This window comes from Nocardia acidivorans NBRC 108247 (assembly GCF_001625085.1).
GTDB lineage: Bacteria > Actinomycetota > Actinomycetes > Mycobacteriales > Mycobacteriaceae > Nocardia > Nocardia acidivorans.
Genome location: NZ_BDAW01000049.1, coordinates 1 through 26,261 on the forward strand (window position 1 = coordinate 1; position 26,261 = coordinate 26,261).

Annotated in this window: 18 protein-coding genes; 10 read left to right on the forward strand and 8 right to left on the reverse strand. The window is 68.7% G+C overall.

Translation table 11 applies throughout. From position 1 onward, the window contains the following. The coding region (locus tag NA10_RS24535; RefSeq protein ID WP_067571924.1) for an alpha-(1->3)-arabinofuranosyltransferase domain-containing protein at positions 1-3,848 on the forward strand (3,848 nt) is incomplete at its 5' end. A gap of 1 nt (position 3,849) precedes the next feature. On the opposite strand, the gene NA10_RS24540 is transcribed toward NA10_RS24535, so the two are convergent. Beyond that, positions 3,850-5,034: an acyltransferase family protein gene (locus NA10_RS24540; protein WP_084515203.1), complete on the reverse strand. Its 1,185-nt coding sequence runs from the start codon at positions 5,032-5,034 to the stop codon at positions 3,850-3,852. 189 nt (positions 5,035-5,223) lie between these two features. On the opposite strand from NA10_RS24540, the gene pgfA reads away from it, so the two are divergent. The 3 genes from pgfA (at position 5,224) to NA10_RS38845 (ending at position 10,199) form a co-directional block, all read left to right on the forward strand. After that, positions 5,224-6,402, forward strand: coding sequence for a cell envelope lipid trafficking protein PgfA (gene pgfA, locus NA10_RS24545; protein WP_067571927.1), 1,179 nt, complete (start codon positions 5,224-5,226; stop codon positions 6,400-6,402). 176 nt (positions 6,403-6,578) lie between these two features. Continuing rightward, positions 6,579-7,838, forward strand: a complete 1,260-nt coding sequence (locus NA10_RS24550; RefSeq protein ID WP_245677823.1) for a polysaccharide biosynthesis protein — start codon at positions 6,579-6,581, stop codon at positions 7,836-7,838. Positions 7,839-7,847: 9 nt separating this feature from the next. Continuing rightward, positions 7,848-10,199 carry a hypothetical protein gene (locus tag NA10_RS38845; protein WP_067571929.1) on the forward strand — a complete coding sequence of 784 codons (2,352 nt, stop codon included), beginning with the start codon at positions 7,848-7,850 and terminating at the stop codon, positions 10,197-10,199. Here NA10_RS38845 and NA10_RS24560 read toward each other — a convergent pair. Together NA10_RS24560 and NA10_RS24565 are read right to left on the reverse strand one after the other, a co-directional pair. Continuing rightward, positions 10,138-11,358 carry a glycosyltransferase family 4 protein gene (locus tag NA10_RS24560; RefSeq protein ID WP_067571931.1) on the reverse strand — a complete coding sequence of 407 codons (1,221 nt, stop codon included), beginning with the start codon at positions 11,356-11,358 and terminating at the stop codon, positions 10,138-10,140. The genes NA10_RS38845 and NA10_RS24560 overlap by 62 nt on opposite strands. Before the next feature lie 110 nt (positions 11,359-11,468). Beyond that, positions 11,469-11,777 (reverse strand): hypothetical protein, encoded by a 309-nt coding sequence (locus NA10_RS24565; protein ID WP_169812637.1) that lies wholly within the window; start codon positions 11,775-11,777, stop codon positions 11,469-11,471. A gap of 18 nt (positions 11,778-11,795) precedes the next feature. Between NA10_RS24565 and NA10_RS24570 the strand changes: the two genes are divergently transcribed. Beyond that, positions 11,796-12,653, forward strand: a complete 858-nt coding sequence (locus tag NA10_RS24570; RefSeq protein ID WP_084515204.1) for a class I SAM-dependent methyltransferase — start codon at positions 11,796-11,798, stop codon at positions 12,651-12,653. Here the strand turns inward: NA10_RS24570 and NA10_RS24575 are convergent. Beyond that, positions 12,615-12,914 (reverse strand): hypothetical protein, encoded by a 300-nt coding sequence (locus tag NA10_RS24575; RefSeq protein ID WP_067571935.1) that lies wholly within the window; start codon positions 12,912-12,914, stop codon positions 12,615-12,617. The genes NA10_RS24570 and NA10_RS24575 overlap by 39 nt on opposite strands. A gap of 158 nt (positions 12,915-13,072) precedes the next feature. Then, entirely contained in the window at positions 13,073-13,276 is a 204-nt protein-coding gene (locus NA10_RS24580) for a hypothetical protein (RefSeq protein WP_067571937.1), read from the reverse strand. A 312-nt stretch (positions 13,277-13,588) separates the two neighbouring features. On the opposite strand from NA10_RS24580, the gene NA10_RS24585 reads away from it, so the two are divergent. Next, positions 13,589-15,028: an aldehyde dehydrogenase gene (locus tag NA10_RS24585; RefSeq protein WP_067571939.1), complete on the forward strand. Its 1,440-nt coding sequence runs from the start codon at positions 13,589-13,591 to the stop codon at positions 15,026-15,028. Between the two features lie 78 nt (positions 15,029-15,106). On the opposite strand, the gene NA10_RS24590 is transcribed toward NA10_RS24585, so the two are convergent. From NA10_RS24590 to NA10_RS24600, 3 genes are all read right to left on the reverse strand, one after another. Beyond that, positions 15,107-16,933, reverse strand: a complete 1,827-nt coding sequence (locus NA10_RS24590) for a phosphoenolpyruvate carboxykinase (GTP) (RefSeq protein ID WP_067571941.1) — start codon at positions 16,931-16,933, stop codon at positions 15,107-15,109. Between the two features lie 222 nt (positions 16,934-17,155). Next, positions 17,156-18,955, reverse strand: coding sequence for an amino acid adenylation domain-containing protein (locus NA10_RS24595; RefSeq protein WP_245677816.1), 1,800 nt, complete (start codon positions 18,953-18,955; stop codon positions 17,156-17,158). Between the two features lie 3 nt (positions 18,956-18,958). Further along, positions 18,959-19,672, reverse strand: a complete 714-nt coding sequence (locus tag NA10_RS24600; RefSeq protein WP_067571943.1) for a P-loop NTPase family protein — start codon at positions 19,670-19,672, stop codon at positions 18,959-18,961. A 258-nt stretch (positions 19,673-19,930) separates the two neighbouring features. Here NA10_RS24600 and NA10_RS24605 point away from each other — a divergent pair, with 258 nt between their 5' ends. From NA10_RS24605 to NA10_RS24620, 4 genes are read left to right on the forward strand one after another with little or no spacing between them, the layout of a single operon-like run. After that, a complete protein-coding gene (locus tag NA10_RS24605) occupies positions 19,931-21,397 on the forward strand; it encodes a lipase family protein (protein WP_245677818.1) in 1,467 nt (488 codons plus the stop codon). 59 nt (positions 21,398-21,456) lie between these two features. Beyond that, entirely contained in the window at positions 21,457-22,284 is an 828-nt protein-coding gene (gene trmB, locus NA10_RS24610; RefSeq protein WP_084515205.1) for a tRNA (guanosine(46)-N7)-methyltransferase TrmB, read from the forward strand. After that, on the forward strand, positions 22,281-23,027 hold the full coding sequence (locus NA10_RS24615) for an NYN domain-containing protein (protein WP_157556717.1): 747 nt from the start codon (positions 22,281-22,283) through the stop codon (positions 23,025-23,027). The genes trmB and NA10_RS24615 overlap by 4 nt, the downstream gene beginning before the upstream one ends. Next, the gene (locus tag NA10_RS24620) at positions 23,027-26,152 is read left to right on the forward strand and encodes an MMPL family transporter (protein WP_067571945.1); all 3,126 of its coding nucleotides are present in this window, start codon (positions 23,027-23,029) and stop codon (positions 26,150-26,152) included. The genes NA10_RS24615 and NA10_RS24620 overlap by 1 nt, the downstream gene beginning before the upstream one ends. The last annotated feature ends 109 nt before the right edge of the window (positions 26,153-26,261 follow it).

Here is a 26,261-nt window from a genome sequence, read left to right on the forward strand (position 1 = left end):
GCGTGGCGAAGTGGTCGGCCCCCGGGGGCAAGGGGGCTTGGCGTGGCGCGGCCACCCCCGCCGGAAGCGCAATGGCCTTGGCGCTCATGGGTTCTGTGAACGCGGTCGCCACCGCGGCGGCCTTCCTGCCCGCGGCGCTGTGGTGGCTGTCGTATCGGCCGAACAAGTCCTGGTGGCGATTCACCCGGGCCTGGATTCCGATGCTGGTGCTGGCCACCTTCTGGTGGGTGGTGCCACTGCTGTTGCTGGGCAAGGTGAGTCCGCCGTTCCTGGACTTCATCGAATCGTCCGGGGTGACCACGCAGTGGGCCTCGCTCGGCGAGGTGCTGCGCGGCACGGACAGCTGGACGCCCTTCGTCTCACCCGAGCGAATCGCGGGCGCGGTACTGGTCACCCAGCCCGCCGCCGTCCTGGCGACCGGCATGCTCGCGGCCGCGGGCATGGCGGGACTGGCCATGCGGTCCATGCCGGGACGCGGGCGGTTCGTGCTGATCCTCTGCGTCGGATTGGTCGGCATCTGCGCGGGCTACGCCGGTGAGCTCGGCGGACCTTTCGCGGAGCAGGTGCGCACCTTCCTGGACTCCGGGGGCGCGCCGCTGCGCAATGTGCACAAACTGGAACCGCTCATCCGATTGCCCCTGGTGCTCGGGCTCGCGCATCTGCTGAGCCGGGTACCGCTGCCCGCATCCGTGCCGATGCCGGTGTGGCGCAGGGCATTCGCACATCCCGAACGCGACAGGATGGTGGCCGTCGGGGCCTTGATCCTGACCGCGCTGGCGCTGTCCACCTCGCTGGCGTGGACCGGCAAACTCGCACCGCGCGGATCCTACGACCGCGTACCGGGTTACTGGCAGCAGACCGCGGAGTGGCTGGCGCACAACGCCTCCGACACTCGCGCACTGGTGGTGCCGGGCGCGCCCTTCGGCAGTCAGACCTGGGGCCTGACCCGCGACGAACCGCTCCAGGCTTTGGCGAGTACGCCCTGGGCGGTGCGGGATTCGGTCCCGCTGAATCCGCCGGGAGCCATTCGCGCCATGGATTCGGTACAGCGGCTCATCGCCGACGGGCGACCGTCTGCGGGACTGGCGGCCACCCTCATCGATCAGGGCATCGGAATCCTGGTGCTGCGCAACGACCTCGACCCGGAGACCTCCCGCTCCACCCGGCCGATGCTCGCGCACCGGGCGATCGAAGGATCGCCGGGACTGACCAAGGTCGCGCAATTCGGCGATCCGATTGCGACCGGACATGTGGAAGGGCTGGTCGCGGACGAGGATCTGCGCCCCGATTACCCCGCGATCGAGATCTATCGGGTCGGCACCCGACCGCCCGGAACTCCCACCGGCAGCGGAACCATCGCCCCCGGCGGCTCCGCGGTCACTCGCGATTCCTCCGGAACGCCGGTGGAACTGCGCAGCGGAGTCGGCGCGCCGCGATCCTTCCCCGGTTCGTACACGCTGCCGCTGGACAGCGTGCCCGTCGTGCAGGGCGGACCGGAGGCGCTGGAACGACTCCGGCGCGATCCCGCGACACCCGACGGCCCGGCCCTGCTGGCCGCCGATGCGGTCCGGGCGGGATTGCCACCGCAGACGGTCACCATCACCGACACCCCCATGGACCGGGAAACCGATTTCGGACGCGTCGACAACCACAATTCGGCCCTGCGCGGGCCCGCCGACCCGCGCCGCACCCACAATCTGGTACCGGACTATCCGGTGCCCGGAACGCCCTCGGTGCGGGGCGAATGGTCGGGCGCGACCATTACCGCGTCCAGCTCCGCCGCCGATGCCACCCAACTCGGCGAAACCGCGCCCGGCAGCTCCACGGCCGCGGTGGTCGACGGCGACCCGTCCACCGCGTGGATCAGCAATGGCATCGAACACGCACGCGGACAATGGCTTCGACTCGATCTCGATAAGCCGGTCACCTCGGCGGTGCTGCGGTTGACCACCAGCGCCGCCGCCATCGGCAGCCCGGTGAAATGGGTGGAGGTGAAGACCTCCAAGGGGACCGTCTCGGCGCGCATCACCGAACCCGGTGTACCGGTGTCGATCGCGCTGCTGCCGGGTCAGACCGACTGGATTCAGATCACCGCCGCCAGCACCGAGAACGGCAGTGCGGGTGGGCAATTCGGCATCAGCGAACTGAGCATCGAGGATTACGCGGACCGCGAGAACCCGGTGCCCGTGGATATCCGGCATCGCACGGTATTGCCGCCCGCCCCGGCGGGGGCACAGGTGCGGGGCTGGCGGCTGGAGCAGGAATTCCCCGGCCGCAGTGCGTGTTTCGACTCCCCGGACCGGGTGCGCTGCAGTAAGGCGCTCGCGCTCTCCGCCGAGGAGCCCGGCCTCTTCGAACGCACCCTGCAGGTGCCCGAACCGGTCACGGTGACACCGGATCTCATGGTCCGCACCCGGCCCGGCCCGGCACTGGAGACTCTGCTCACCGATCCCGACCGGCCCACCGCGCGCGGCCAGGCCGATGTGGCCGATCCGCGCGGTTCGGCGCTCGCCGCCACCGACGGCGATCCACGCACCTCCTGGACCGCCCCGGAGACCACGGTGCGCGATCAGACCGGCGGCAAACCCACGCTCACCCTGGAACTTCCGGGTCCGACCCTGGTCACCGGGTTGGAGATCACGCCCTCTCTGGGTGATCTACCCGCCCATCCCACCTCGGTCTCGGTCAATCTCGGCGACGGCCCGCAGGTGCGCGAGGTGGACCCGGCCTCCGGCGTCCCCACCCGGATCGACCTGCACCCCTATGTCACCGACCGCATCGAGCTCAGCCTCCAGACCTGGGACGGCGTACTCGACCGCACCGCACTGGGTTTCGCGCAGGAACAGCCCGCCGGACTGGCCGAGGTCGCGGTGCTCGGCCCCGATTATCCGGCCCCCGCCGCACCGGATCGCCCGCTCACCATCGACTGCGCGCACGGCCCCACCCTCGCCGCGGCGGGCCGCACCCTGCACACCACGGTCACCGGCACCGCCGCCGAATTGCGCTCCGGCGCACCGCTTCCGGCGCGGGTCTGTACGGCGGACGAATACGCCGAGGCCGCGCGCGACAGTGCGCGGGGGGACGCGCCCGCGGCGGACGACGCGGTGGACTTCGACCTGCCCACCGGCAGCATCGATGTGACGGTCGCACCGACCGAGCTGTTCAGCGTGGATGAGCTGCGCCTGAATCACACTGTCCCGGTGGCGGATTCGAGCGATGCGCCCGCCGTGAATCCGCCCGGGGCGCGAGCGGCCGACGGCACGCGACTGCTGATCCTGCCGTTGAGCACCAATGTGGGCTGGCAGGCGACCACCGCCGACGGGCATGCGCTGAAACCCATCGTGATCGACGGCTGGCAGCAGGCTTGGCTGCTGCCCCCGGGCACCGAGGGGCCGATCACGATCGAATTCCCGGCGGACCGCTGGTACCGCTACGCGATCTTCGGCGGCCTGCTGCTGTTGATTCCGCTCGCGGTACTCGCCTTCCGGGGCGCGCGCTCGCCGATCCGCGAGGACGGTCCGGCACCGCGCACCTGGCGCAGTCGTACCGTCGGCGCGATCGGATTGGCGGCGGCGGCCGGACTGATCGCCGGTCCGGCCGGAATCGTGCTCACCGCACCGGGTCTGTTCGCGATGCGGTTCCGACCGCGGAACCGGCCGATGCCGTTGGTCGCGATCGCCACCGTGGGAACCGCGATCTCGGCGGCGGCGCTGTCCACCGGACCCTGGCGATCGCCCGAGGGATATATGGGAGCGTCCCTGTGGGTGCAGTTCCCCGCGCTGGTGGCGATTGTGGCCCTGGGCCTTTCGGCGCTGCCGAACCAGCCGCGCCGCGGCGACCGCCGCTGAATCAGCCGAAGCGGCGGCGGGTCCACACCCGCACCGGCTCCTCGACGAGCGCGAAACTTGCCGCGGCCAGCGGCAGTGTGAACGCCACCGTCAGCGGGTAGACCAGCACGAAATGCCCGCGGAACGGGATGATTCCGAACACCGGGAAGACGATCGACAGCACGGCCAGATGCCAGATGAAGATGCCGTACGACCAGCGGCCCAGGGTCGCCGCGATGCGGCTCTCCAACCAGCGATGCCGGATCTCGGGGCGCAGTACCAGGGGTGCGAGCAGGCTGAATCCGATGACCGCGCCGACCGCCATCTTGCTCGCGTACTGCCACGGCTGCCCGTGCGCGAGCCCCTCCGGTCCGGCCACCCGGGTGGTGGCCAGCAGTAGCGCGGCCAGCGCGAGCGGCCACATCAGGCGGCGGTCGCCCGCCACCCGTCGCCAGCGCGGTGCGTCCCGATCGGAGAGTTCGGCCAGCAGCATCCCCGCGGCGAACCAGGGCAGGTAGCCCGGCAGCCAGTTGTCGGAATGGATGGCATCGGGTGTGGGCACCGGCAGGAAATTCCAGCCCAGGCACAGCAGGCCGAACCCGAGCAGGACAGGCACCCGCCATCGCGCGCGCGGACCGCGCAATCGGACGAGCGCGAACGCCAGCAGCGGAAGGACAAGGTAGAAGGCCGCTTCCACCGACAGACTCCACATCTGGGTGAGTCCGTCGGTGAGGGTCAGCGGCACATAGACCTGCGCCAGACCGAGATTCGCCACCCACACCCGCGGTCCCGCGGTATGCGCGGCGCTCGGCAGCAGGATCAGCACCGCGCACACCACCACCCAGTAGGCGGGCAGGATGCGGGCGGCGCGATGCAGTAGATAACGCCCGGCCGACGGTGCGGTACCGAGTCCGCGCGCGGCGGCGGCATGCGGTCGCCACAGCAGGAAGCCCGAGAGTGCGAAGAAGATGGCGACCGCCATATCGAAGCGCTCCAGCACCCGGCCGATGATCGGCGTCGCGGTGGCTCCGGTCTGGAAGGCCACATGGGTGACGATGACGCCGAGCGCCGCCAGGGCCCGCATACCCTCCAGAGCTGGGACGAAGACGCCCGGTCGGCGAATCGCCCGCCGGTCCGATTCCGCCGATGGCGTGTCCGAACTGACCGGTTCGGTCGGTTCGGAGGACGGATACAGGGTGGCGGTCATCGAGGTTCAGTTTGCCTTGTTACTCCCGAGTGTGAGCACCCCGTGTTTGACTTACGGGCGTTTCGTGATGTTTTCCTGCCTCGGCAGGACGCTTCGGGGCTCCCGACTGTTAGTGTCGGGGCTCACGAGTGCTGCGCGGCGACCGCAGTGCTCATCGGAACGACCTGTTCGACGACGAGGAGAACCTGCATGGCACTGAGTGCCGGTACCCGAAGGACCGTGGCCTGCCTGCTCGTGGGGCTGGGTGCATTGCTGCTCGTCGCCGCGATCATGATCCCCACCTATACGGTGAGCCGTCTGGCGAAGACCCCGCTGGACCTGGAGATCACGACCGTCGCGACGAACGTCCAAGGGGCCCCCAGTGAAGTCCTCGACTCCAAGTCGCTGACCGCGCCCACCGGTGCGGCCAAGGTGGACACCAATGTCCCGCTGTTCTCACAGCGCTTCCTCACCGTCGAAGATCCGGCCGATGCCTCGGAAATGACCATCCAGGCCGGTCAGACCCTGCGGCGCACCGATAAGCAGGGCGATACCGGCCTGCTCACCGCCACCCTGGACCGCGTCACCATCGACCGCAAGGACGGTATGCCCGTCGACTCGGTCGACGGCGGCCCGAACGGCGCCATCGGCGCGACGGTCGACAAGAAGGGCGAGGCGGTCATGGATCCGGTGCAGCACACCGGTCTGCAGTACCGCTTCCCGATCGGCACCGAGAAGAAGTCGTACCCGTACTTCGATATCAACGCGCGCAAGACCTTCGACATCAACTTCGTCGAAGAGACCGAGATCAATGACATGAAGGTCTACCACTTCCAGCAGGCCGTCCCCGTCACCGATCTCTCCACCGTCGTCAACTCGCCCACCAACAAGCTGGCGCTGCCCGCCGACAAGTGGGGTGTCGAAGGCGGCGAAACGCCGATCACCATGACGCGCTTCTACACCAACGTCCGCGATGTGTGGGTGGAGCCCAAGACCGGCACCGTCATCAAGGGCGGCGAGAAGATCCACCAGTTCTACGCGCGCAGCTCAGACAAGCCCGAGGTGACCGTCCTCAACGCGACCCTCATGTTCGACGAGCCGACCGTGGAATCGCAGATCTCGGTCGCCAAGGAGAACATCGACAAGCTGTCGCTCTACGGCCGCACCCTGCCGATCTCCTTCGGCATCATCGGCGCCATCGCCCTCATCGCGGGCATCGTCTTCGGTGTGCTCGGCGGCGGCAGCGGCAGTGGCGGCACCCCCGTCCGCCGCGTCACCCCGGCCCCCGCCCCCACCGGCGGCCCCCGGCCCGACCCGTTCGCGGACGCGCCCACCCAGCAGATCGACATCAGCAAGACCGAGCAGATCGATATGGACAAACGCCCCTGACCCGGCACAGTCCACGGCGGCCCCGCACCTGCGAAAGGTGCGGGGCCGCTCCCGTTTCCGAGGATCGCGGGGGTGCGGCGGGGCCGGGTGCCGGGGTGGGTGGGAGCATTGCGGGCGTGTCCGTTGTACGTCGTCTACCCGTGGTGGCGGATCTGACGTTGGTGACGGCGGGGGCCATGACGGCGAATGTGGCGGGGTATCTGCTGCAACTGCTGGCCAGTCGGTGGTTGGGGGTCGCCGGGTACAGCCCGTTCGCGAGTCTGCTGGCGGTGCAGTTGCTCTGCGCGGTGCCCGCGCTCGCACTACAGAATGTGGTGGCGCGGGAAGTCGTGCGGGGAGCGGGGGTCGCTGCCGCGCGGGGGCTCGCGCTGCGGTGTGCCGGGCTGGTGGCGGTGGTAGCGCTGCCGCTCGTACCAGTGGTGAGCGCGGTGCTCTCGGTGAGTGTGGTGGCCTCGGCGGCGGCGCTGTGCGCCGCGCCGGTTTTGGTCCTGCTCTCCGGGGAGCAGGGGATTCTGCAGGGGCGCAGCCGGTTTCGAGAGTTGGCGATCGTGCTCGGCGGGGCCGGGGTACTGCGCGTGACACCCGCGGTGGTGGTGCTGGCCGTCGGTGGCGGCACCGCCGCGGCGCTGTGCGCGGCAGCCATCGGTATCGCGGTCGCGGCACTCGGTGCCCGACTGCTGGTCGACGGCACCGGCCAACTCGCGGTCGGCGCCGCCACCCGCACCGATGACCGGGCGGAGCCGTCGACTGTCGCGGACCCACCGGCAGCGCGCGCGGTGGTCGGACGACTTCGAAAGTTCACGGCCGGGGCCGGGGTGCTGCCGGTATTCCGGGCGGCGCAGATACAGGCGGCGCTGATGGCGCTGTCCTCGGCGGATCTGATCGTGTCGCGGATTGTGTTGGACGAGAACGATGCCGGGCGATACGCGCTGGGGGCTATCGCGGCGAAGATCGCGTTCTGGCTGCCGCAGGCGGTGGGGGTGGTCCTGTATCCGCGCATGGCGCAGCCGCAGCATTCGGCGCACGCGGTGCGATCGGCGCTGGCGGTGCTGACGGGGATCGGTGCGCTGGCGGTGGCCGGAGCGGCCGCGGCAGCACCGCTCGCACCTTTGCTCGCGGGGCGCGATTACGCACCGGTGCAAGGGCTATTGTGGCTATTCGCCTTGAATGGCGCACTCTTGGCGGTATTGCAGGGCGCGCTGCTGTCCGCCATCGCCACCGATCGCACCGCGCCCGCCGCCATCACCTGGCTGGGGCTGGCCATCGGAGTCGCCATCATGCTCGGCTGCGCGCATTCGGTGTCGAGTCTGATCGCCATCGCCACCGCGACCTCCGCGGTCACGACGCTGGTCATTACCGTGCTGGCGCTGCGCACCGCGCGCGAGACCGTCGAAAGCGACTCCGGCATCCCCGATTTCGGGCCGAGCGGCGTTTAGGGTGCCGGTGTGAACGCGGCCCCACACACGCGCCGGCTCCGGCTGATCCCCGCCGGATACAGCTTGGCGCTGGCACTGCTGGTCCTCGGCCCACTGCTGGGTCCCGGCTATCTGCTGCTGCGTGACGCGGTGAGCACCCCCCGCTCGTACCTGACGGATTCGGCGCTGGGGCTCGGCGACGCCGCACCCCGCGCCGTGCCCCAGGACGCCCTCCTCGCCACCCTGTCACCGCTGATCGACGGCGGTCTCCTGGTGAAAGTCATTCTGCTGGCGGCGCTCTGGTGCGCCGGTTGGGGCGCGGCGAGGCTGGCCCGTGAGCTGCTCGGCGTCGCCATCGGCCCGCAGCTCGTGGCGACCACCATCGCAATCTGGAACCCGTACGTCGCCGAACGTCTCCTACAGGGCCACTGGAGTCTGCTCACCGGCTACGCCGCCCTGCCCTGGATGGCCCTGCTGGCCAACCGCTTACGCACCCCTCGCGCATCCGAGCAGGCCATGGGCTCGCGCACCCGCAGCGCGGAGCCCGATCCGACAGGGGCAGTTCCCCACCCGGCACCCGCCGCCGAGCGCACGGTCACCGTCACGCGCTCCGCCGAGTCCGGCAGCGCACCCACCGCCGAGTTCAGCACGGATACGGCGGCTCGCGCCGCACGATCCGTTGTCGCGGCAGGCTTCGGACGCCGCACGCGCTCTCGAACGTGGCCGGTCTGGGCGGCATTGGGCGGATGGCTGGCGGTTGCGGGGCTGACACCGACCGGCTCGCTGCTCGCGGGGTGCGTCGCGCTGCTGCTGGTGGGCAAGCGGAATCTGCTCGGCACGCTGGGCCTCTGGATCGCCGCTTCCACACCGTGGCTGGTGGCGACCGTGCTCGCGGGCTCGGGAGCCGAACCCTCGGACCCCGCGGGTGTCGCGGCCTTCGCCGCGCGCGCCGAACCCTGGCTCGGAACCCTCGGCAGCCTGGCCGGATTGGGCGGCATCTGGAACAGCACCGCCGTACCCGATTCGCGCACAACGTTTTTCGCCCTGATCGGCACCGCCGCACTCCTGGCGCTGGTAGCCACCGGTGTCCGCGCGGTCCTCGCGCGCGACGATTTCGCCGTGGCCGAGGCAAAGCCTTCCAACACCGGCCGTTCCGCAATGCCCGATTGGCATGCTGCGGTGGTGGGCGGAGAAGCTGACCCCGGGGCAGCCGAAAATGGCACGCCCGAAAGCGATCTCACGCCTTCGCTCGCGGCGAGGGCTTCCGGCGGAACGGAAGTCGCAGCAGGCGAGGGCCACACACAGTCTCCGAGCCCGAGGGGTTCTACCGGTGCCCGCGAGCTCGAGACCGGGGCCCCACGCACCCGGCGAATACTCATCGGGCTGGCGGTCGTCGCCGTCATACTGCCCGCGCTCGGCGCGACTGGATGGGGGCTGTCAGCGGGGCAATTCCTAGTGACGAAAGTACCGGGGGCCGGATTGCTGCGCGATACGCAGAAGTTCGTGGCGCTGGCGATGCCCGCGTTCGCACTGTGCGCCGCCGCCGGGTGCCGCGCGATCGCCGGATGGATCGCGGCGAAGCGAGCCGATCCGGATCTGATAGCGGCGGGCGACGCTTGCACCGATCACGGCACAGCGGGCAGCCACGAGGCGGTGGCAGATCGGTCGGCCGACAGCGGTGCGACCTCGACCGAACACGACACCTCCGCGGGCGCGAACGCGCGCCGGGGGCGGCGTCCGGTTGGCGCGGTGGCGGCGGTTTTCATTGTGCTGGTGCTGATTTCGCTGCCGGATATGGCCTGGGGTGTGGGTGGGGCGCTGCGGCCGGTGCGCTATCCGGGCGGGTGGGAGCGGGTGGCCCCGATGGTGCGGGGACCCGGGGATGTGGCGGCGCTACCGGGCGGGATGTTCCGCAAGTTCCGATGGGCCGGGGACGCACCGGTACTGGATCCCGCGCCGCGGCTGCTGCCGCGAGATGTGTTGCAGACCGGCGAACTTCCGGTGCCGGGGGCCACGGTGTCCGGTGAGGGCAGACGAGCCCGTGCGGTGGAACAGTTGCTGCTGCACGGTGGTTCGGCGGACGGTCTGGCCCGGCTCGGGGTGGGCTGGGTCCTGGTCGAGAGCGGTACGCCGGGGCCGATGGGCGAATCGAAAACGACTCTGGGCCAACTGAATCCGGTGTATTCCGATCGCGATCTACAACTGTATCGAGTGCCGGGGAACATCACCTCGCACGACGCCTCCGCCGCGGCCCGGCGCGTATCCGGCACCGCTCACCTGCTGTGGGCCGTATTGCTGTGCGGCGGAGTGGTTTCCACGTTCAGCCGGTCAGCGATCCCGGTACCGACCCGACGCCGATCGGCGTCTGCCGCTCGGCCGTAGCGCCCGCGACCAGTCCCGATACCCGTCCACCGCGCGCCACCGTGGACAGCACCTCGAGAACGCCGTTTCCGGTTTGCTCCCAGGAGAATTCGCGGGCGCGCGCCCGCGCTTTCTCGCCGAGCACCCGCCGCGATTCGGCATCGTCGAGCAGTTCGCCGACCGCCTCGGTCAGCTGTGCCACATCGTCGACCAGCATGCCGGTCACGCCGTCCACGATCGAGTCGGTGAGCCCGCGCGAACTCCGGTAGCCGACGGTCGGCACCCCATGCTGCGCGGCCTCGATGACCGCCAGTCCCCAGCCCTCCTTGCGGGAGGGCAGGACCTGTACCCAGGCGCGGGCCAGCAGTTCGTGTTTGCGGTCCTCGTCAACATGCCCGTGGAAGGTGACCGCGTCCGCGATGCCGAGTTCATCGGCGTGCGCGCGCAGGTTGGCGTCCCACCAGCCGCCGCCGATCACATCGAGGTGCAGTCCCGGGACGCTGCCGCGCAGTCCGGCGACGACGGCCATGGCGTCCTCGATCTGCTTGTGCGGGACCAGCCGGGACAGCACCACAATGCTCGGATGCGCGGTGCGGGTGTCGTGATCACCGGTCGGCACCCGCGCGGGCACGGGTTCGGCGCCATTGCGCACCACCGCGATTCGACTCGACTCGACGCCGAGCGCGGTCAATTCCTCGGCCGAGGGCAGCGATACCGTCAGATACTGGTTGGCCCGGTGCACGCGCGGGGAGAGCCGGGACTCGATCCACCACCCGATCCGGCCGATCAACCGGCCGGCGACCGGCCACTGCTCCCGGTGTCCGTGATGCACCAGCAGTACGGTCGGCGCGGCCGCCGCGGCGCGGGCGAAGAAGGGAATGCCGTTCTGGGTGTCGATCACCGCGTCCGGCCGGGTGCCGCGCAGCGGTCCCACCCCGAGCCGTCCGAGCGCGATGGCGGCGAGGGCGCGCGGATATACGGTGTACCGCCCACCCCCGCGACTGATGTCGATCCCGTCGACGCGCTCGCGCCGGGCCGCACCCGGGTAGCGGGCGGTGCGCAGGGTGACCTTCACGCCCCGGGCCGCCAATTGCGCGCCCACCTGTTCCAGGTACCGCTCACTGCCACCGCCCTGCGGATGCCCGGTGTCGCGCCAGCACAGCAGCAGCACTTCACGCACGGGACGATCTCCAGGGTTTATCGATGGCGGACGGCGAACAATGGGCTCCACCATATAGCGCGTTTCGCCCCTCCGGCGTAACAGTGGTCATCTGACCACCACGAACGCGGTCACCACACCGGGGGGACACGCCGCTCGCGGCGGCCGGGAGTGGCCGAATCCGGGACGGCCGAATCGGATGCCGAGGGCAAGTCGGGCGGTGGATCCGGGCCACCGCCGCGTCGGCCGATCGCGGCCCCGACCGCCGCGGCGAGGCGCACCCGCACCTGCTCGACCAGCACCGCCCTAACCTCCAGTTCAGCGAGTGCCCACTCCACCTCCACCGCCACGAATGCCGGATACCGCAACCCGATCGGCGGCGGCCGCGGCGGTGTGCCGGGGGTGCGAGGTCGCGGGTGGGGAGGGGCGGGAGGCCGCATTGTGCGAGACTGCTCGCCGTGCTTCGAGCCCAGCAGAAACGTGTCGGGAGCCGTCCGCGATTCACGCGGCGGGCCACCCTGCGGCGGTCTTTGCGCCTACTGGGGAGCTTCCGGTTCGAGCAGACCGATCCTGGATTGTTCTACGGCGGCATCGCCGCCGATACCGCGGAGCTGGTGGGCGATTTCTATCGCGATCTGACCGGGCGCTCGCTGGCCGGAACCGTGGTGCTCGATGTCGGGGGCGGGCCGGGCTATTTCGCGGACGAATTCGGGCGCGCGGGCGCGCGGTATCTGCCGGTCGAACCGGATCCCTCGGAGATGCACGCGGCCGGGCTGCGGGTGGCGGGCGCGGTGCGCGGATCGGGCATGGCGCTGCCGTTCCGGGACGACGCGGTCGAGGTGTGCGTCTCCTCGAATGTGGCCGAACATGTGCCGCGGCCCTGGGTGATGGCCGAGGAGATGTTGCGGGTGGTCAAACCCGGTGGGCTGATGGTGTTTTCGTACACGGTGTGGTTCGGCCCGTTCGGCGGGCACGAGACCGGGCCGTGGCACTATCTGGGCGGGGAGTACGCGGCGCGCCGGTATCGCCGAAAGATGGGACGAGAGCCCAAGAATCGGTTCGGCCGCTCACTCTTCGCGGTGGGCGCGGGCGAGGGTATGCGCTGGGCGCGCGCGACACCGGACGAGGTCGAGGTGCTCGCGGTCTTCCCGCGCTATCACCCGCGCTGGGCCTGGTGGGTGGTTCATGTTCCACTCGTGCGCGAGTTGCTGACGAGCAATCTGGTAGTGGTCGCGACCAAGCGTGCGGCCGCGACAACCGTTGCCGCCGAGGCCGATTCAGCGTTCGAGTCGGCCGCGCCGCCAGAATCTTCGTAAACCGCCGCATTCGGGTTCGCCCCAGGGTGACTCCTGGGTTGCGAGCCCGACGGTCTCCATTGCCGTGAGCCCGACCTGACCGGCGAAGGCATTCACGGCGGCAACCGCTTCCGCGGCCTGTAATGCGGCGGTGGCCTGTTCGGTGGTGAGGGTGCGGCCGGGCAGGAAGGACACCACCCATCCGCCTACGCCAACGCTTTTCGCCTGATGGGGCGTGAGATCGCTTGTCATGAGCGACCGATCGACCACTTGCACCGCCATGACTCGGACTCCCCTGTGCGGTAACGGTTCACGTATAGAGCGAGCTATCCAAGATAGCTATAAAGCATGCTCGCAACGACTGCGGAATGCAATAGTGCGTTCCGCGAAAAGCGAACCGACAGGTTGGAATTCGATCTTTCGGAGTGCTGAGCGATAGCTCAGAAGTCGCCCATCACCAGACGCAGCACCGGCTGCCCGCGGCGCGCGGTCCCCTGCGAACTCGCCACCACCTCGACCCGCCAGCCGGGCGGCAACACCTTCTGCAACTGATTGGCAGCGCGCTGCATCGGTGTACTGGCCATCGCCGATGCGATCCCGGTCATCTCCGGGAGAACGAAATCGTCGATATCCGCCTGGGCCATACCGTTCGCCTACCTTTCGCGCATCGAACGAGAGCCGTGCCATGGGGCAGCAGGAAATGTCGAGAATGGGCGCGGCAACCGAAATACCAACAGCTAATCTATAGCAACCGACCGGATGGGTCGTGGAGTGGAGCCACGGAGAGCATAGGACACCGGCGGGCAAACCGAATTGCGAACCGACCGCGAAAGCATGAGTCCACCTTCGCAAAGAATTAATCCGAAAGGTTGGATTTCAGTTTTATCCCACTGAGCGGGACAGCAGTCCGGTCGCCGCTACAGACAGCTCTCGGGGCAAAACTGTAACGTGTTCTCATGGATTACCAGAGTCTGTTCATCGGCGGTCGCTGGACCGCTCCCGCCGGTTCCGAAACCATCAAGGTCATCTCCCCCGCCACCCTCGAGACCGTCGGCAGCGTGCCCAACCCCACCCGCGCCGATGTCGACGCCGCGGTCGCCGCCGCCCGGCAATCCTTCGATCACGGACCCTGGCGCAACACCCCGCCCGAGGAGCGCGCCGAACTGCTGACCCGCGCGGTCCAACTGCTCGATCAACAGGCGGGCGATATCGCCGCGGCCCTGTCCGCGGAGATGGGCGCGCCCACCATGGCCGCCTCCACGCTGAACTACATCCCTGCCCGGGCCACCCTCGACTTCTACGCCGGACTCGGAAAGTCCTTCCCCTGGAACGAAACCCGCACCGGCCTGTTCGGCACCACCCGCGTCTCCCGCGAACCGGTCGGCGTGGTCGCCGCGGTCATCGCCTGGAACGTGCCGATCTTCCTGGCCGTGAACAAACTCGCCCCCGCCCTGCTGGCGGGCTGTTCGGTGGTGCTCAAGCCCGCACCGCTGACCCCGCTCTCGGCGAACCTGCTCGCCGATCTGTTCGCCGAGGCCGGGTTGCCCGAGGGTGTGCTGTCGGTGCTGCCCGCCGATGCCGAGGTGTCGGAATACCTGATTTCGCATCCCGATGTGGACAAGGTGACCTTCACCGGCAGCACCGCGGTCGGCCGCAAGATCGCCTCGATCGCGGGCAGTCAGCTCAAGCGCTGCTCGCTCGAACTGGGTGGCAAATCCGCGGCGATCCTGTTGCCGGATATGGATATCGCGGATATGCCCAAACTCGCCTTCTCCGGATTGATGAACAGCGGGCAGGCCTGCGTGGCGCAGACCCGCATTCTGGCCCCGCGCTCGCGCTATGACGAGATCGTCGAGGCCCTCACCGAATCCGTCCGGATGTTCCCCCTCGGCCTGCCCGACGATCCGAATGCCCAACTCGGCCCGCTGATCTCGCAGGTACAGCGGGAACGGGTCGAGGGCTACATCGCCAAGGGCAAGCAGGAGGGCGCGCGCCTGATCCAGGGCGGCGGACGCCCGTCCGAGCTGCCCGGCTGGTACGTGGAGCCGACGGTCTTCGCCGATGTCGCGAACTCCATGACCATCGCCCGCGAGGAGATCTTCGGCCCGGTGCTGTCCGTGCTGCCGTACGACACCGAGGAGGAGGCGATCACCATCGCCAACGACTCCGACTACGGTCTCGCCGGTTCGGTCTACACCACCGATATCGAGCACGGTGCGGAGGTCGCCGGTCGCATCCGCACCGGTACCTATGCCATCAACTGGTACGCCTTCGACGCCAGCGCCCCCTTCGGGGGCTACAAGACCTCCGGCATCGGCCGCGAGAACGGACCCGAGGGCCTGGACGCCTACTGCGAACTCAAGTCGGTCCTGATGCCCGCCGGTTATGCGGGCTAGATCGCACGCTCAACCAAAAAGGCCGCTCGTACTCCTGGGGAGTGCGAGCGGCCTTTCGTATTCAGCTTGCGGGGCGAACTAACCCAGGCGCTCCTTGAGCGCCTCGAACTCGTCGCGCACGCCCGAGGGCAGCTTGTCGCCGATGAATTCGAACCACTCCTCGATGAGCGGAATCTCGCGCTTCCACTCCTCGGGGTTGACCGCCAGCGCCTCGTCGACATCGGCGGCGACCACGTCCAGGCCCTCGAGGTCGAGGTTGGCCGCGACCGGCACATTGCCGATCGGGGTGGCGGTGGCCTCGGCCGTGCCTTCGATACGGCCGACGATCCACTCCAGCACGCGGGAGTTCTCACCGAATCCGGGCCACAGGAAGCGGCCGTCGGCGCCACGACGGAACCAGTTGACGTAGAAGATCTTCGGCAGCTTGTTCGCGTCGGCGTTCTTGCCCAGGTTCACCCAGTGGCCCAGGTAGTCGCCCACGTGGTAGCCCAGGAACGGGATCATGGCCATCGGGTCGCGGCGTACGGTGCCGACCTTGCCCTCGGCGGCGGCGGTCTGCTCGGAGGAGAGCGTCGCGCCCATGAACACGCCGTGCTGCCAGTCGAAGGATTCGGTCACCAGCGGGACGGTGGTCTTGCGGCGACCGCCGAACAGGATGGCCGAGATCGGCACGCCCTGCGGGTCGTCCCACTCCGGAGCCAGGGTGGGGCACTGCGACATCGGGGTGCAGTAGCGCGAATTCGGGTGCGCGGCAAGGGTTTCGGACTCGCGCTCGTACCAGTCGTTGCCCTTCCAGTCGATCAGGTGATCGGGCTGGCCCTCCAGGCCCTCCCACCACACATCGCCGTCATCGGTGAGCGCCACGTTGGTGTAGACCGTGTTGCCCGCGTCGATGGTGGCCATCGCGTTGGGGTTGGAGGAGTGGTTGGTGCCGGGCGCGACACCGAAGAAACCGAACTCCGGGTTGACCGCGTATAGGCGGCCGTCCTTGCCGAAGCGCATCCACGCGATGTCGTCGCCGAGGGTTTCGGCGCGCCAGCCCGGGACGGTGGGCTGGATCATGGCGAGGTTGGTCTTACCGCAGGCCGACGGGAACGCGGCGGCGATGTAGTAGTTCTTGTTCTCCGGCGAGATGAGCTTGAGGATCAGCATGTGCTCGGCCAGCCAGCCCTCGTCGTGCGCCATCGCGGAGGCGATGCGCAGCGAGTAGCACTTCTTGCCCAGCAGCGCGTTGCCGCCGTAACCCGAACCGTAGGACCAGATCTCGCGGTCCTCGGGGAAGTGGGTGATGTACTTGGTGTCGTTGCACGGCCACGGCACATCGGCCTGGCCCTCGGCCAGCGGAGCGCCCAGGGAGTGCAGCGCCTTCACGTACGGGCGGTCGGTGCCGAGCTTCTCCAACGCGGCGGAACCGGCGCGGGTCATCACGCGCATGGAGACCACGACGTACTCGGAGTCGGTGAGCTCGACGCCCAGCTTGGGGTCTTCCGCGCCGAGCGGGCCCATGCAGAACGGCACCACGTACATGGTGCGGCCCTTCATCGAGCCGCGGTACAGCTCGGTCATGGTGGCGCGCATCTCGGTCGGGTCGACCCAGTTGTTGGTCGGGCCGGCGTCGGATTCGTTGCGCGAACAGATGTAGGTGCGAGATTCGACGCGCGCGACGTCGGAGGGATCGGAGAGGGCGAGGTAGGAGTTCGGCTTCTTGGCCTCGTTCAACTTCTTGAACGTGCCCGCCGCGACGAGCTGCTCGGAGAGGCGCACGGCCTCCTCCTCGGAGCCGTCCACCCAGACCACCCGCTCGGGCCGGGTGAGTTCTGCGACCTCCTGTACCCAGGCAAGCAGTTCCTTGTGCTCGGTGGGCGCGGTGCCATCGTGAAGACCAGGAATGGTCGCTGAGGTCATGAAACAACTCTCCTGAGATGGGTGGCCCGGGGTGCTCGCGACACCGAGTGCCACCATTGCGGCAAGGCCCCCGCATCGCCTTGCAGGTAGCTCGTCCCGGCTGGACGGCGTACAAGGACCAAGCGGACGCCCAGGTTCCTGCCATAGAGGTTAACGCCATATATCCCGACGTATGGAATCGGGTTGTCCAGTCGGTACCGGGTCGAAACCTCCGACCAGCGATTATGCGAAATCGAGTGCGGTCAGGTCACGTTCGCAGGCGGTGGTCAACGCGGGTCTCCGTTGCGCCGCCTGCCGCAATTGCGCCTCCAATTCCCCTACCCGACGGTCTGTTTCGACCATGCGCGCGGTGCTGGCCCGGAGCACCCGCTCGGTGAGCCGCTCCTCCGCCTCGACAATGGCCGTCGCGATCCGCTGTTCCCACTGCGCCTTCACGTTGACCAGCGCGTCCGTCATCCACTGGCGTAAATGAGCGCGCTCAGCGAGCTGTCTGCGCCCCCGCACCACCCAGCTCGCGGCGAGCGCCCCGAGCACCAAACCGACCGGAACGATCGCGTATTCGGCCGCCGCCCACCACGACAGCGGGATCACCAGCAGGCGGCCCAGACCGAAACCCGCGGACGCCCCGAGGGCGATCATCAGATGATCTTCGACACCCCGGCAGCGCGGCTCCGGGTCCGGACCGACCCGGGGCGGGCGATCACGCCATGCGAGCGCGGGTAATGCCGTCGAATCGGGTGTACCGCCCGCCAATTCCGATGCGCGGACCGCCTTCTCGATCAACTCGTCCACCTCGGTGAGGCGGGCGTGAATGGCGCGGTCGATTTCCCGTGTGATCTTTTCCACCGAAATCTGTAAGCCCCGTGGATATCCGGCATGGGCGGTATAGGGCAAGCGGTCGATCTCGGTCCGCGCGGCGGCATTGAGCGCCCGAATTCGCACCCCCGCCTCATGCAGCAGATCGACCCGCGCCAAATGCAGTCGATTGCGCAGCATGGCCATGGCGGTCCCGCGCCCGCCGTCGTTCACCGCCAGCAGGGTCGCCCGCTCTGCCCGCAGCGCCGCCACATCCCCGCCGGTGCGCAATTTCGCCAACTCCCCCTCGATGCGCGCTCGCGTCTCGCGCACCACCCGCTCCCGCACCAGCGCCGCCTGATCCCCCGCGGCCCCGGCCCCCACCGCCGCCACCAATCGCGCGTGCAGCAATCCGATCCCCGCCCGATCCCCCAGTGCCGCATCCCCGCTCGCCCGTGCCACCACCGCCATCCGCACCGATACCGGGATGATCTCCACGGGCGGGCCCGCCGCCGGTGTCGTCGCACTCCCGGGTGTGAGCGGCCCGTGCTCTCCCGGCGATAGCAGCTCCGCATCCCGCTCCAGCACCGCGCGCCACTCGCGGTGCGCGTCGAACCCGGCCAGCGCGAACACGATCCGGGTGCCCTCGCCGCGCAGCCTGCGCACTGCCCCCAACATCTCCCGGCCGATCGGCGCACCGGCGTCCAGCACCACGCAGGCCACCGCCGCCGGTCGCCGCGGTGCCCGACTCGACTCTGCCGCCGGAAACTCGACTCGCGGTGCCCACCTGGCCAATTCGGCCCGCAACAGCGCGATCTGCACCTCGTCGTCGCCCAGGAGCGCCACCCGCGTGTCCCGTGCGCACGCCGTACTCCGCATGGCCAGCAGCAATGCCATTCCGTGTGGATTCCAGCGCGTCACAATCGCTTCCGCGCGTGCGGAGAGATCCGTCGGCGGCTCCTCGGCCCGCATTGCCGCCCCGCGGTCGGGCGCGCCGATGACCGGTTCTTCCGGCGATGGAGACAGCTCGGTGCACCCGGATACGGACCCGCCGGACTCGACGGCCGGGCTCTCGGGCGGCCGCGAGAGCCGTTCCACCGGCGGGAGATCCAATCCGAAAATGGGAAGGCCGGAATCGGACTCGGCGGGCAGCGAACCCCGGCCGGACGGCTCGGCCGAGCGGACGCCATTCGGTAGGTAGCGCGGAGCGGGTTCACGGTCCAACACCGGTTATTCGTCGCCGGACCCGGACCGGGTGGGAACGATCGCGAGTTCCTCGGCCGCGATGGCTGCCGCGGCCCATTGGTAGCGCTCGTGCAGGGCTCGGTAGATCGGGTCTATGCCACTGGCGGAGTGCAGCATTTGCAGTAGCGAACGAGACGGCAGCGCAGGGTCGTGGCGGAGAGCGGTGAGGGCGCAGGCGACACCGTAGCGGCCCCAGCGCTCGAGCAGAGCCGCGCGGGCCGGGGTGTCCTCGGCGACGGCGGGATCGGCGAACAGATCTTCGGTGAGTAGGAACGCCGGATCGCTTCGAGCGCGGTGACGGTGCAGGGTCCGCAGATCCGCATCGCTCACGATTCCGGTGCGGGTGTGCGCGGCCAGCGACGCCACGGCGGGCAGGGTCTGGATACCGAGGGTTCCGGCGAGACGGTCGGCGGCCCGGGCGGCATCGGACCAGCGGGTACCGATGGCATCGGCCTTGTTGAGGACAACCAGGGTGCGGTCGGGAGGCATCCGTTCCAGGACGCGACGGTCGGCCGAGGTGAGGGTGCCCGGCAAGACGTAGAGGATGAGGTCGGCGTCCAGGACCGGGTCCGGCCGGTCCGGCGCGTCGAGCGGCGCGGTCTCCTCGGCGGTCAAGAGCGACAACGCGTTTCGCACGGTGGATTTACCGGCGCGAGCACGGCCGGTGATCTGGATGCGCGGTGGTCGACCGGACAGCACGGGGGCAGCCTAATCGGCTGCGGTGCGGCGCGGGGCGGGTTCGGACACCGCGCGACGCGATCGGATATGGTCCGGCCAGCAGCGTCACAAAACGCGTTGAAGTGCGGGTTCAGCTGTGCGCCAGCGTGATTCAATGGCACCGCTCTTCACAGACACCGTATTCTCACCTAGGGTTTCGATCCGGTCGGTGCTACAGCCGACAGTGGCGGTGACGGTTCCTCTCGGGTCCGACAGCCGGACTCACCTACGGAGGTTACGTTGACCGTTACGGCCGATATCCCGACTGTGGCCGATTCGCCTGCGGGACAGCCTGATCCGGCCGCATCGGATACCGCCGTCGCTGCCGCGCCCGTCCCCCGCGCCACCGCACCCGCCACTCGAGAGGGCGGTGCGCCGGCGCCGCGGGATCGCGGTGCGCAGTGGCGTACTCCGGCCTCGGCTCGTCCGCTGCCGCCCGGCTCGGATCCGTTCTTCCGCGCACCCCACGGCTTCGCCCTGCGCGCGCCGGGCACCGTACTGCGCAGTCGCCCAGTGGAATTGGCATTGCTCGGCGTGGTGCCCCAGCAGGTGACGGCATGGCAGTTGCTGTATCGCAGTAGCGATCTGGGCGGCCGACCGGAGGTCGCGGTCACCACGGTGCTGCTCCCCAAGGGCGCGTCCCCCAATCCGGAGCGACCGCTGCTGGTCTTCGGATCCGCAATCGACGCGGTCACCGATCGCTGCGCGCCGTCGTACGCGCTGCGGCGCGGCGCGCTGTCACCGGGTTCGATCACCCAGTGGGAGTGGCTGCTGGTGGCGAACGCGCTGCGGCGCGGCTGGGCGGTGACCATTGCCGATCATGTAGGGCCGCAAGGGAATTTCGGCGCGGCGCGCGAGCCCGGCTATCGCTCCCTCGACGGGGTGCGCGCGGCGCTCGGCTTCGCTCCGCTGGGCCTGCGCCCGGATACCAGAATCGCGGTATGGGGCTATTCCGGTGGCGGTATGGCCGGGGCCTGGACCGTGGAGATGGCTCCGGAGTACGCGCCGGAGTTGAATATCGTCGGCGCCGCCCTGGGCGCGCCGGTGGGTGATCCGCGCGAAGTGTTCCTGCGGTTGGACGGCGGCCTCTTCGCCGGATTCCCGCCGCTGGTGGTCGCCGCGCTGCGGCGCGTGTATCCGGCGCTGGCCGATGTGGTCCGCAAGGATTTCACCGAGGAGGGCAGGCGGCTGCTGGATCGGGTGCAGAATCTGGGTCCGATCGCGGCGCTGCCGCTGCTGGTCGGTCGCCGGATGGAGAACTACCTGCACCGCCCGCTCGCCGAGGTGCTGCCCGAACTGGAGGGCATGTTCGACGACATCCGGCTCGGCAACAACGCGCCCGCCTGCCCGGTGCTGGTGGTGCATCCGGTCAATGACCAGGTCATCGATGTGGCGGGCATCGACGGTCAGGTGCAGCGGTACCGCGAGGCGGGCGCGGCGGTCTGGTACGTCCGCGATCGGCTGAGCGAGCACTTCTCGCTGCTGCCGTTGGCGACCCCGCTGAGCCTGGATTGGCTGGCCGATCGGATCGCCGGGAAAACTCTCACAGAACCCACAACCAAGACCGTCTGGTCGGTAGCGCTCTGGCCCGCGCACTGGCGCGGCATGGTGGAAATGGCAACTACCGCAATGCGAGTCACGCTCGGACTACCCCTGACACCCGGTTCGGAGCAGGTCGCCGCCGAGGAGTCGGGCCTGGCAGCCTGAGTGATGGCATACGCCCGAACACGTAGTCGATTGCTGCGCTAACCATTCGATACTGGACAATGGACGCCGTGAACGACGCCGCGAACCACACTGCCGAGCCAGTCCCCGGACCGCGGTCCGCCGACCACAGCGGTGACGGTGATCACCCCGTCGAGGGCGTGCCACGCGCCGTGGGCGGTAACCGCCTCTACCCCCGCGTCACCAGCTTCCGCTCGCGGCGCGGTGCGCTGACGCCGCCGCAGCAGGAGTCCTGGACCCGGATGTGGCCGCGGATCGGCGCGGACGTCTCGGACGGCCTGCTGGACGCGGACGCCTGGTTCGGCCGCAGTGCTCCGCTGATCATCGAGATCGGTTGCGGCACCGGCACGGCCACCGCGGCAATGGCGCAGGCCGAACCGGAGTTCAATCTGATCGGCGTCGAGGTCTACAAGCCGGGTCTGGCGCAATTGGTGCAGCGGGTCGAGCGGGAGAATATCGAGAACATTCGACTGTTGCGCGGCGATGCGGTCGACGTACTCGAAAACATGATTGCTCCGGAATCGCTGACGGGTGTTCGCGTCTTCTTTCCGGATCCGTGGCCCAAGGCGCGCCACCATAAGCGGCGGCTGTTGCAGCCCGCGACGCTGACTCTTATCGCGAGTCGCCTCAAGCCCGGCGGCGTGTTGCATGTCGCGACCGATCACGCGGATTACGCGGAGCATATTGCCGAGGTGGGAAAGGGAGAATCCCAGCTCATCGGTATGAATGAGGCCACGGGTGGGGACCCTTCGCGGTACCTTGAAACCGCACCGATCGGTTTTGAACGTCCGATTACCAAGTTCGAGGGAAAAGGACTCCGCGCGGGTAGCGCCATCACGGAGTTCATCTGGGGGAAGATCGAGTCATGAGCGTCAGTGAGATGGCCCCGGAGGTCGCGGATGTTGCCGAAATAATGCACGGCACTGCTTCGTCCGAACTAGCGGGCACCACCGGCCTTTCCGGAAGTAGTACCGATTTCCGTCGCGTACTACTTGTCTGGGACGCCCCGAACCTCGATATGGGGCTCGGCGCGATTCTCGGTGGCCGCCCGACCGCCGCCTACCGTCCGCGCTTCGACGCGCTCGGCCGCTGGCTGCTCGCGCGCACCGCGGAGCTGTCGGTCGGCAGTCGTCAGCGTGTGGAACCCGAGGCCACCGTCTTCACCAATATCGCCCCCGGCACCGCCGATGTGGTGCGACCGTGGGTGGAGGCGCTGCGAAATGTCGGTTATGCCGTTTTTGCAAAACCCAAAATCGACGAAGATTCCGACGTCGACAGCGATATGCTCGCGCATATCGAGCTACGCCGCCGGGGCGCGGGACTGGCCGGCATCATGGTCGCCTCCGCAGACGGTCAGGCGTTCCGCGCACCGCTCGAAGAGATCGCCGCCAGTGGCGTACCGGTTCAGGTGCTCGGATTCCGCGAGCACGCGAGCTGGGCCGTCACGTCGGATATTCTCGAGTTCATCGACCTCGAGGACATCCCGGGCGTGTTCCGTGAACCGCTGCCCAGGGTGAGCCTCGACTCGCTGCCCGACGAGGGAGCATGGCTGCAGCCGTTCCGGCCGCTGACAGCATTGCTCACCTCCCGCCCCGCTCAAGGAGTCGCTTAGTGTTCACCCGCTGGGGCGACCTGGTCTACAAGCTGCGCTACACCGTTCTGGGTGTAGTGGTTGCTGCCCTGCTCTCGCTCGGTGCGTTCGGGCTCGGAGTCGAGGATCACCTGAGCTCCAGCGGATGGTTCGACCCCAATTCGGAGTCGACACACGCGGCGGTGCTGAAGGATTCGGTGTACAGCCGCGATCACAACAGTGATGTGGTGCTGCTGTACACCGCGCCCGACGGTAAGACGATCGACGATCCGGCGTGGAGCCAGAAGGTCGTCGACAGCCTCAACGCGCTGCCGAAGAAGTATCCGCAGATCGCCAAGGTCAACGCCTCGCCCTGGAAGACCGAGACCGGTCAGCAGCTGGCGCAGGCGGCCAGCACCGATCGCAAGCGCGCCTTCGCCTCGGTCGCCCTCAACGGCAATAACGACACCGAGATGCTGCAGGCCTACGGTGCGGTGCAGAACGCCTTCGCGATCCCGGATGTGAAGGTCGAGGTCGGCGGTCTGCAGCCGATCGCCTACACGCTGAACAATACGATCGCCAGCGATGTGAAGCGCATGGAGATGCTCGCGCTGCCCGCGGTCGCGATCCTGCTCTTCTTCATCTTCGGCGGAATCGTCGCCGCCGCACTGCCATTGATCATCGGCGGGCTGACCATCATCGCCGCCAACGGCATGATCATGGCGCTGACCAAGTACACCGAGGTGAACTCGTTCGTCTCGGCCGTGGTGTCGATGATCGGCCTGGGCCTGGCCATCGACTACGGCCTGTTCATAGTCAGCCGCTTCCGTGAGGAATTGGCCGAGGGGTACGACACCCGCGCGGCCGTGCGCCGTTCGGTCATGACCGCCGGGCGCACGGTGACCTCCTCGGCGACCATGATCATCGCGGCCAGCGCGGGCATGCTGCTGTTCCCGCAGGGCTTCCTGAAGTCGGTGGCCTACGGCACCATCGCCGCGGTCCTGCTGGCCATGGTGACCTCGTTGACCGTGCTGCCCGCACTGCTGAGCATTCTGGGCCGGCGCGTGGACAGCTTGAGCCTCAAGTGGATTCGCAAGACCAAGACCGCCGAGGAGATCGAGGCCGGTTTCTGGGGCAAGCTCACCGCCTGGGTGATGAAGCATCCGCTCAAGGTCGCGATCCCGCTGACCATCGGATTGCTGCTGCTCATCATTCCGGTGAAGAATCTGCAGTTCGGCGGCATCTCGGAGACCTATCTGCCGCCGGACAATCCGGTTCGATTGGCGCAGCAGCACTTCGACGAGACCTTCCCGCTGCGCAAGTCCGATCCGGTGCAGTTGGTCATCACCACCGACAACTCCCGCAGTATCGGCGCGGTGCTCCAGCTGGCGAACAAAGCGCCGGGACTGGTGAAGAACGGGCAGTTCGGCACCCCGGCCAAACCGCCGAACGGTTCCAATGTCTGGGTGTCCGAGGCGACCGTCGAGGACAGCTCCCATCCCGAGGCGACCGTCGACTATCTGCGATCGATGGAACTGCCGGACGGCGTCGAACTGGCGGTCACCGGCCAGCCGGTCCTGATGATGGACAGTCTGGGCTCACTGCTGGATCGCATGCCGTGGATGATCGGCATCGTCCTGCTGGTCACCACCATCCTGATGTTCCTCACCTTCGGCTCACTGGTGCTGCCGTTGAAGGCCGCGCTCATGAGCGCGCTCGGCCTCGGATCGACGCTGGGCATTCTGACCTGGATCTTCATCGACGGTCATGGTGCGTCGCTGTTGAACTTCACACCGCAGCCGATCACCGCGCCGGTGCTGGTGCTGATCATCGCGATCATCTACGGCCTCTCGGTGGACTACGAGGTATTCCTGTTGTCCCGCATGGTCGAAGCGCGCGCACAGGGCGCGAGCACGACCGAGGCGGTGCGAGCGGGCACCGCACAGACCGGGCGCATCATCACCGCGGCCGCATTGATCCTGCTCGTGGTGACCGGCGCGTTCGCCTTCTCCGATCTGGTGATGATGCAGTACATCGCCTACGGCATGGTGGCGGCGCTGTTCATCGACGCGACCGTGCTGCGCATGCTGCTGGTGCCCGCCACCATGAAGCTGCTCGGTGATGACTGCTGGTGGGCTCCTGCCTGGATGAAGAAGATTCAGCAGAAGATCGGACTGGGTGAGCCGATGCTCGCCGATGAGCGGCCCGGCGGTGGTGAGGTCGTCGACCTGGTCAAGACCACCCCGATCACCGATCCGGTCACCATGCAGATTCCGGCGCTGACGGATTCGGCGGCACTGCGACTGCGCAAACCGCGGGCGCCGCGCAAGATCGATATCAATAGCGAGGCGCCGACCCAGCGCATCACCACCTCCGCCCCCGCCAAAACCGCGCCGTGGTCGCCGCCCGGGGGCGATCCGCCCGCGGCCGGGTTCCCGCCGCCGCCCGCCACACCGGCCCCGCTCACCAATCTCGGCGCGCCCGCGGGTGAAACGGCCCCGCCCGCACCGGAGCCCGAGGTGTCGAATGCGGCTCCGCCGCAGGCCGGTTCCGGTGTGACGCCGCGGACCATCGGTTCGGGCAGGCCCGGCGTCGCGCCGAGCACCCCGCGCCACGATTCCGAGGCGCCGACCCGCGAGGTCGTCGCCCAGGATCCGATCGCACCGGCCAAACCCGCTGCGCAGAACGGGATTCCGGCGGTATCGGCACCTTCGGCACCGGTCGCTCCGACTGCCCCGGCCACGCCGACGCCCCGACCGGTCGAGGCTCCTGTGCCCGCTCCGGCTCCGGCTGCGGCACAGCGGGATTCGCAGCCGGAGACGCCGCACGCGGTCGGCGCCGAGCGGGTACTCCCGCCGCCCGCGCAGAAGATGCCGCCGCATCCCGCCACCCGGGCCCAGCTGTACCAGCCGCACGAGGCGGAGGAGCTGCTGGATTCCGAATCCGCCGAATCCGATGCGGCGCAACCGCATCCGACACATCACTCGGCCGAGGATCAGCCGCAGGGCGGCGGGCGCAGCAGTATCGAACAGTGGATGTCGGACCTGCGTTCGGCACGCCGCCGTACCGGCAAGGCCGAGGAGGACGACGACGAGGGTAAGCACCGCGGCGGCGACGGCCGCACCGTGAGTGTGAACGAATTGCTCCGTCGCCAGAACCGCGACTGAATCAGCACACGAGAGCGCCCGGCCGAGTTATCCACTCGGCCGGGCGTTCTCGTCTCTCGGCCCGGCAGCTCATCTCTCGGCCCGGCTGCTCATCTTTTGATCCGGCTGC

What these genes read in the sequence shown, in the direction of transcription:
- NA10_RS24580 (WP_067571937.1), bottom strand. Translation starts at nt 13,276, where the DNA reads ATGGCCCAGGCGGATATCGACGATTTCGTTCTCCCGGAGATGACCGGG.
- NA10_RS24540 (WP_084515203.1), bottom strand. Translation starts at nt 5,034, where the DNA reads ATGACCGCCACCCTGTATCCGTCCTCCGAACCGACCGAACCGGTCAGT.
- NA10_RS24585 (WP_067571939.1), top strand. Translation starts at nt 13,589, where the DNA reads ATGGATTACCAGAGTCTGTTCATCGGCGGTCGCTGGACCGCTCCCGCC.
- NA10_RS24575 (WP_067571935.1), bottom strand. Translation starts at nt 12,914, where the DNA reads ATGGCGGTGCAAGTGGTCGATCGGTCGCTCATGACAAGCGATCTCACG.
- NA10_RS24590 (WP_067571941.1), bottom strand. Translation starts at nt 16,933, where the DNA reads ATGACCTCAGCGACCATTCCTGGTCTTCACGATGGCACCGCGCCCACC.
- NA10_RS24565 (WP_169812637.1), bottom strand. Translation starts at nt 11,777, where the DNA reads ATGCGGCCTCCCGCCCCTCCCCACCCGCGACCTCGCACCCCCGGCACA.
- NA10_RS24550 (WP_245677823.1), top strand. Translation starts at nt 6,579, where the DNA reads ATGACGGCGAATGTGGCGGGGTATCTGCTGCAACTGCTGGCCAGTCGG.
- trmB (WP_084515205.1), top strand. Translation starts at nt 21,457, where the DNA reads ATGGACGCCGTGAACGACGCCGCGAACCACACTGCCGAGCCAGTCCCC.
- pgfA (WP_067571927.1), top strand. Translation starts at nt 5,224, where the DNA reads ATGGCACTGAGTGCCGGTACCCGAAGGACCGTGGCCTGCCTGCTCGTG.
- NA10_RS24615 (WP_157556717.1), top strand. Translation starts at nt 22,281, where the DNA reads ATGAGCGTCAGTGAGATGGCCCCGGAGGTCGCGGATGTTGCCGAAATA.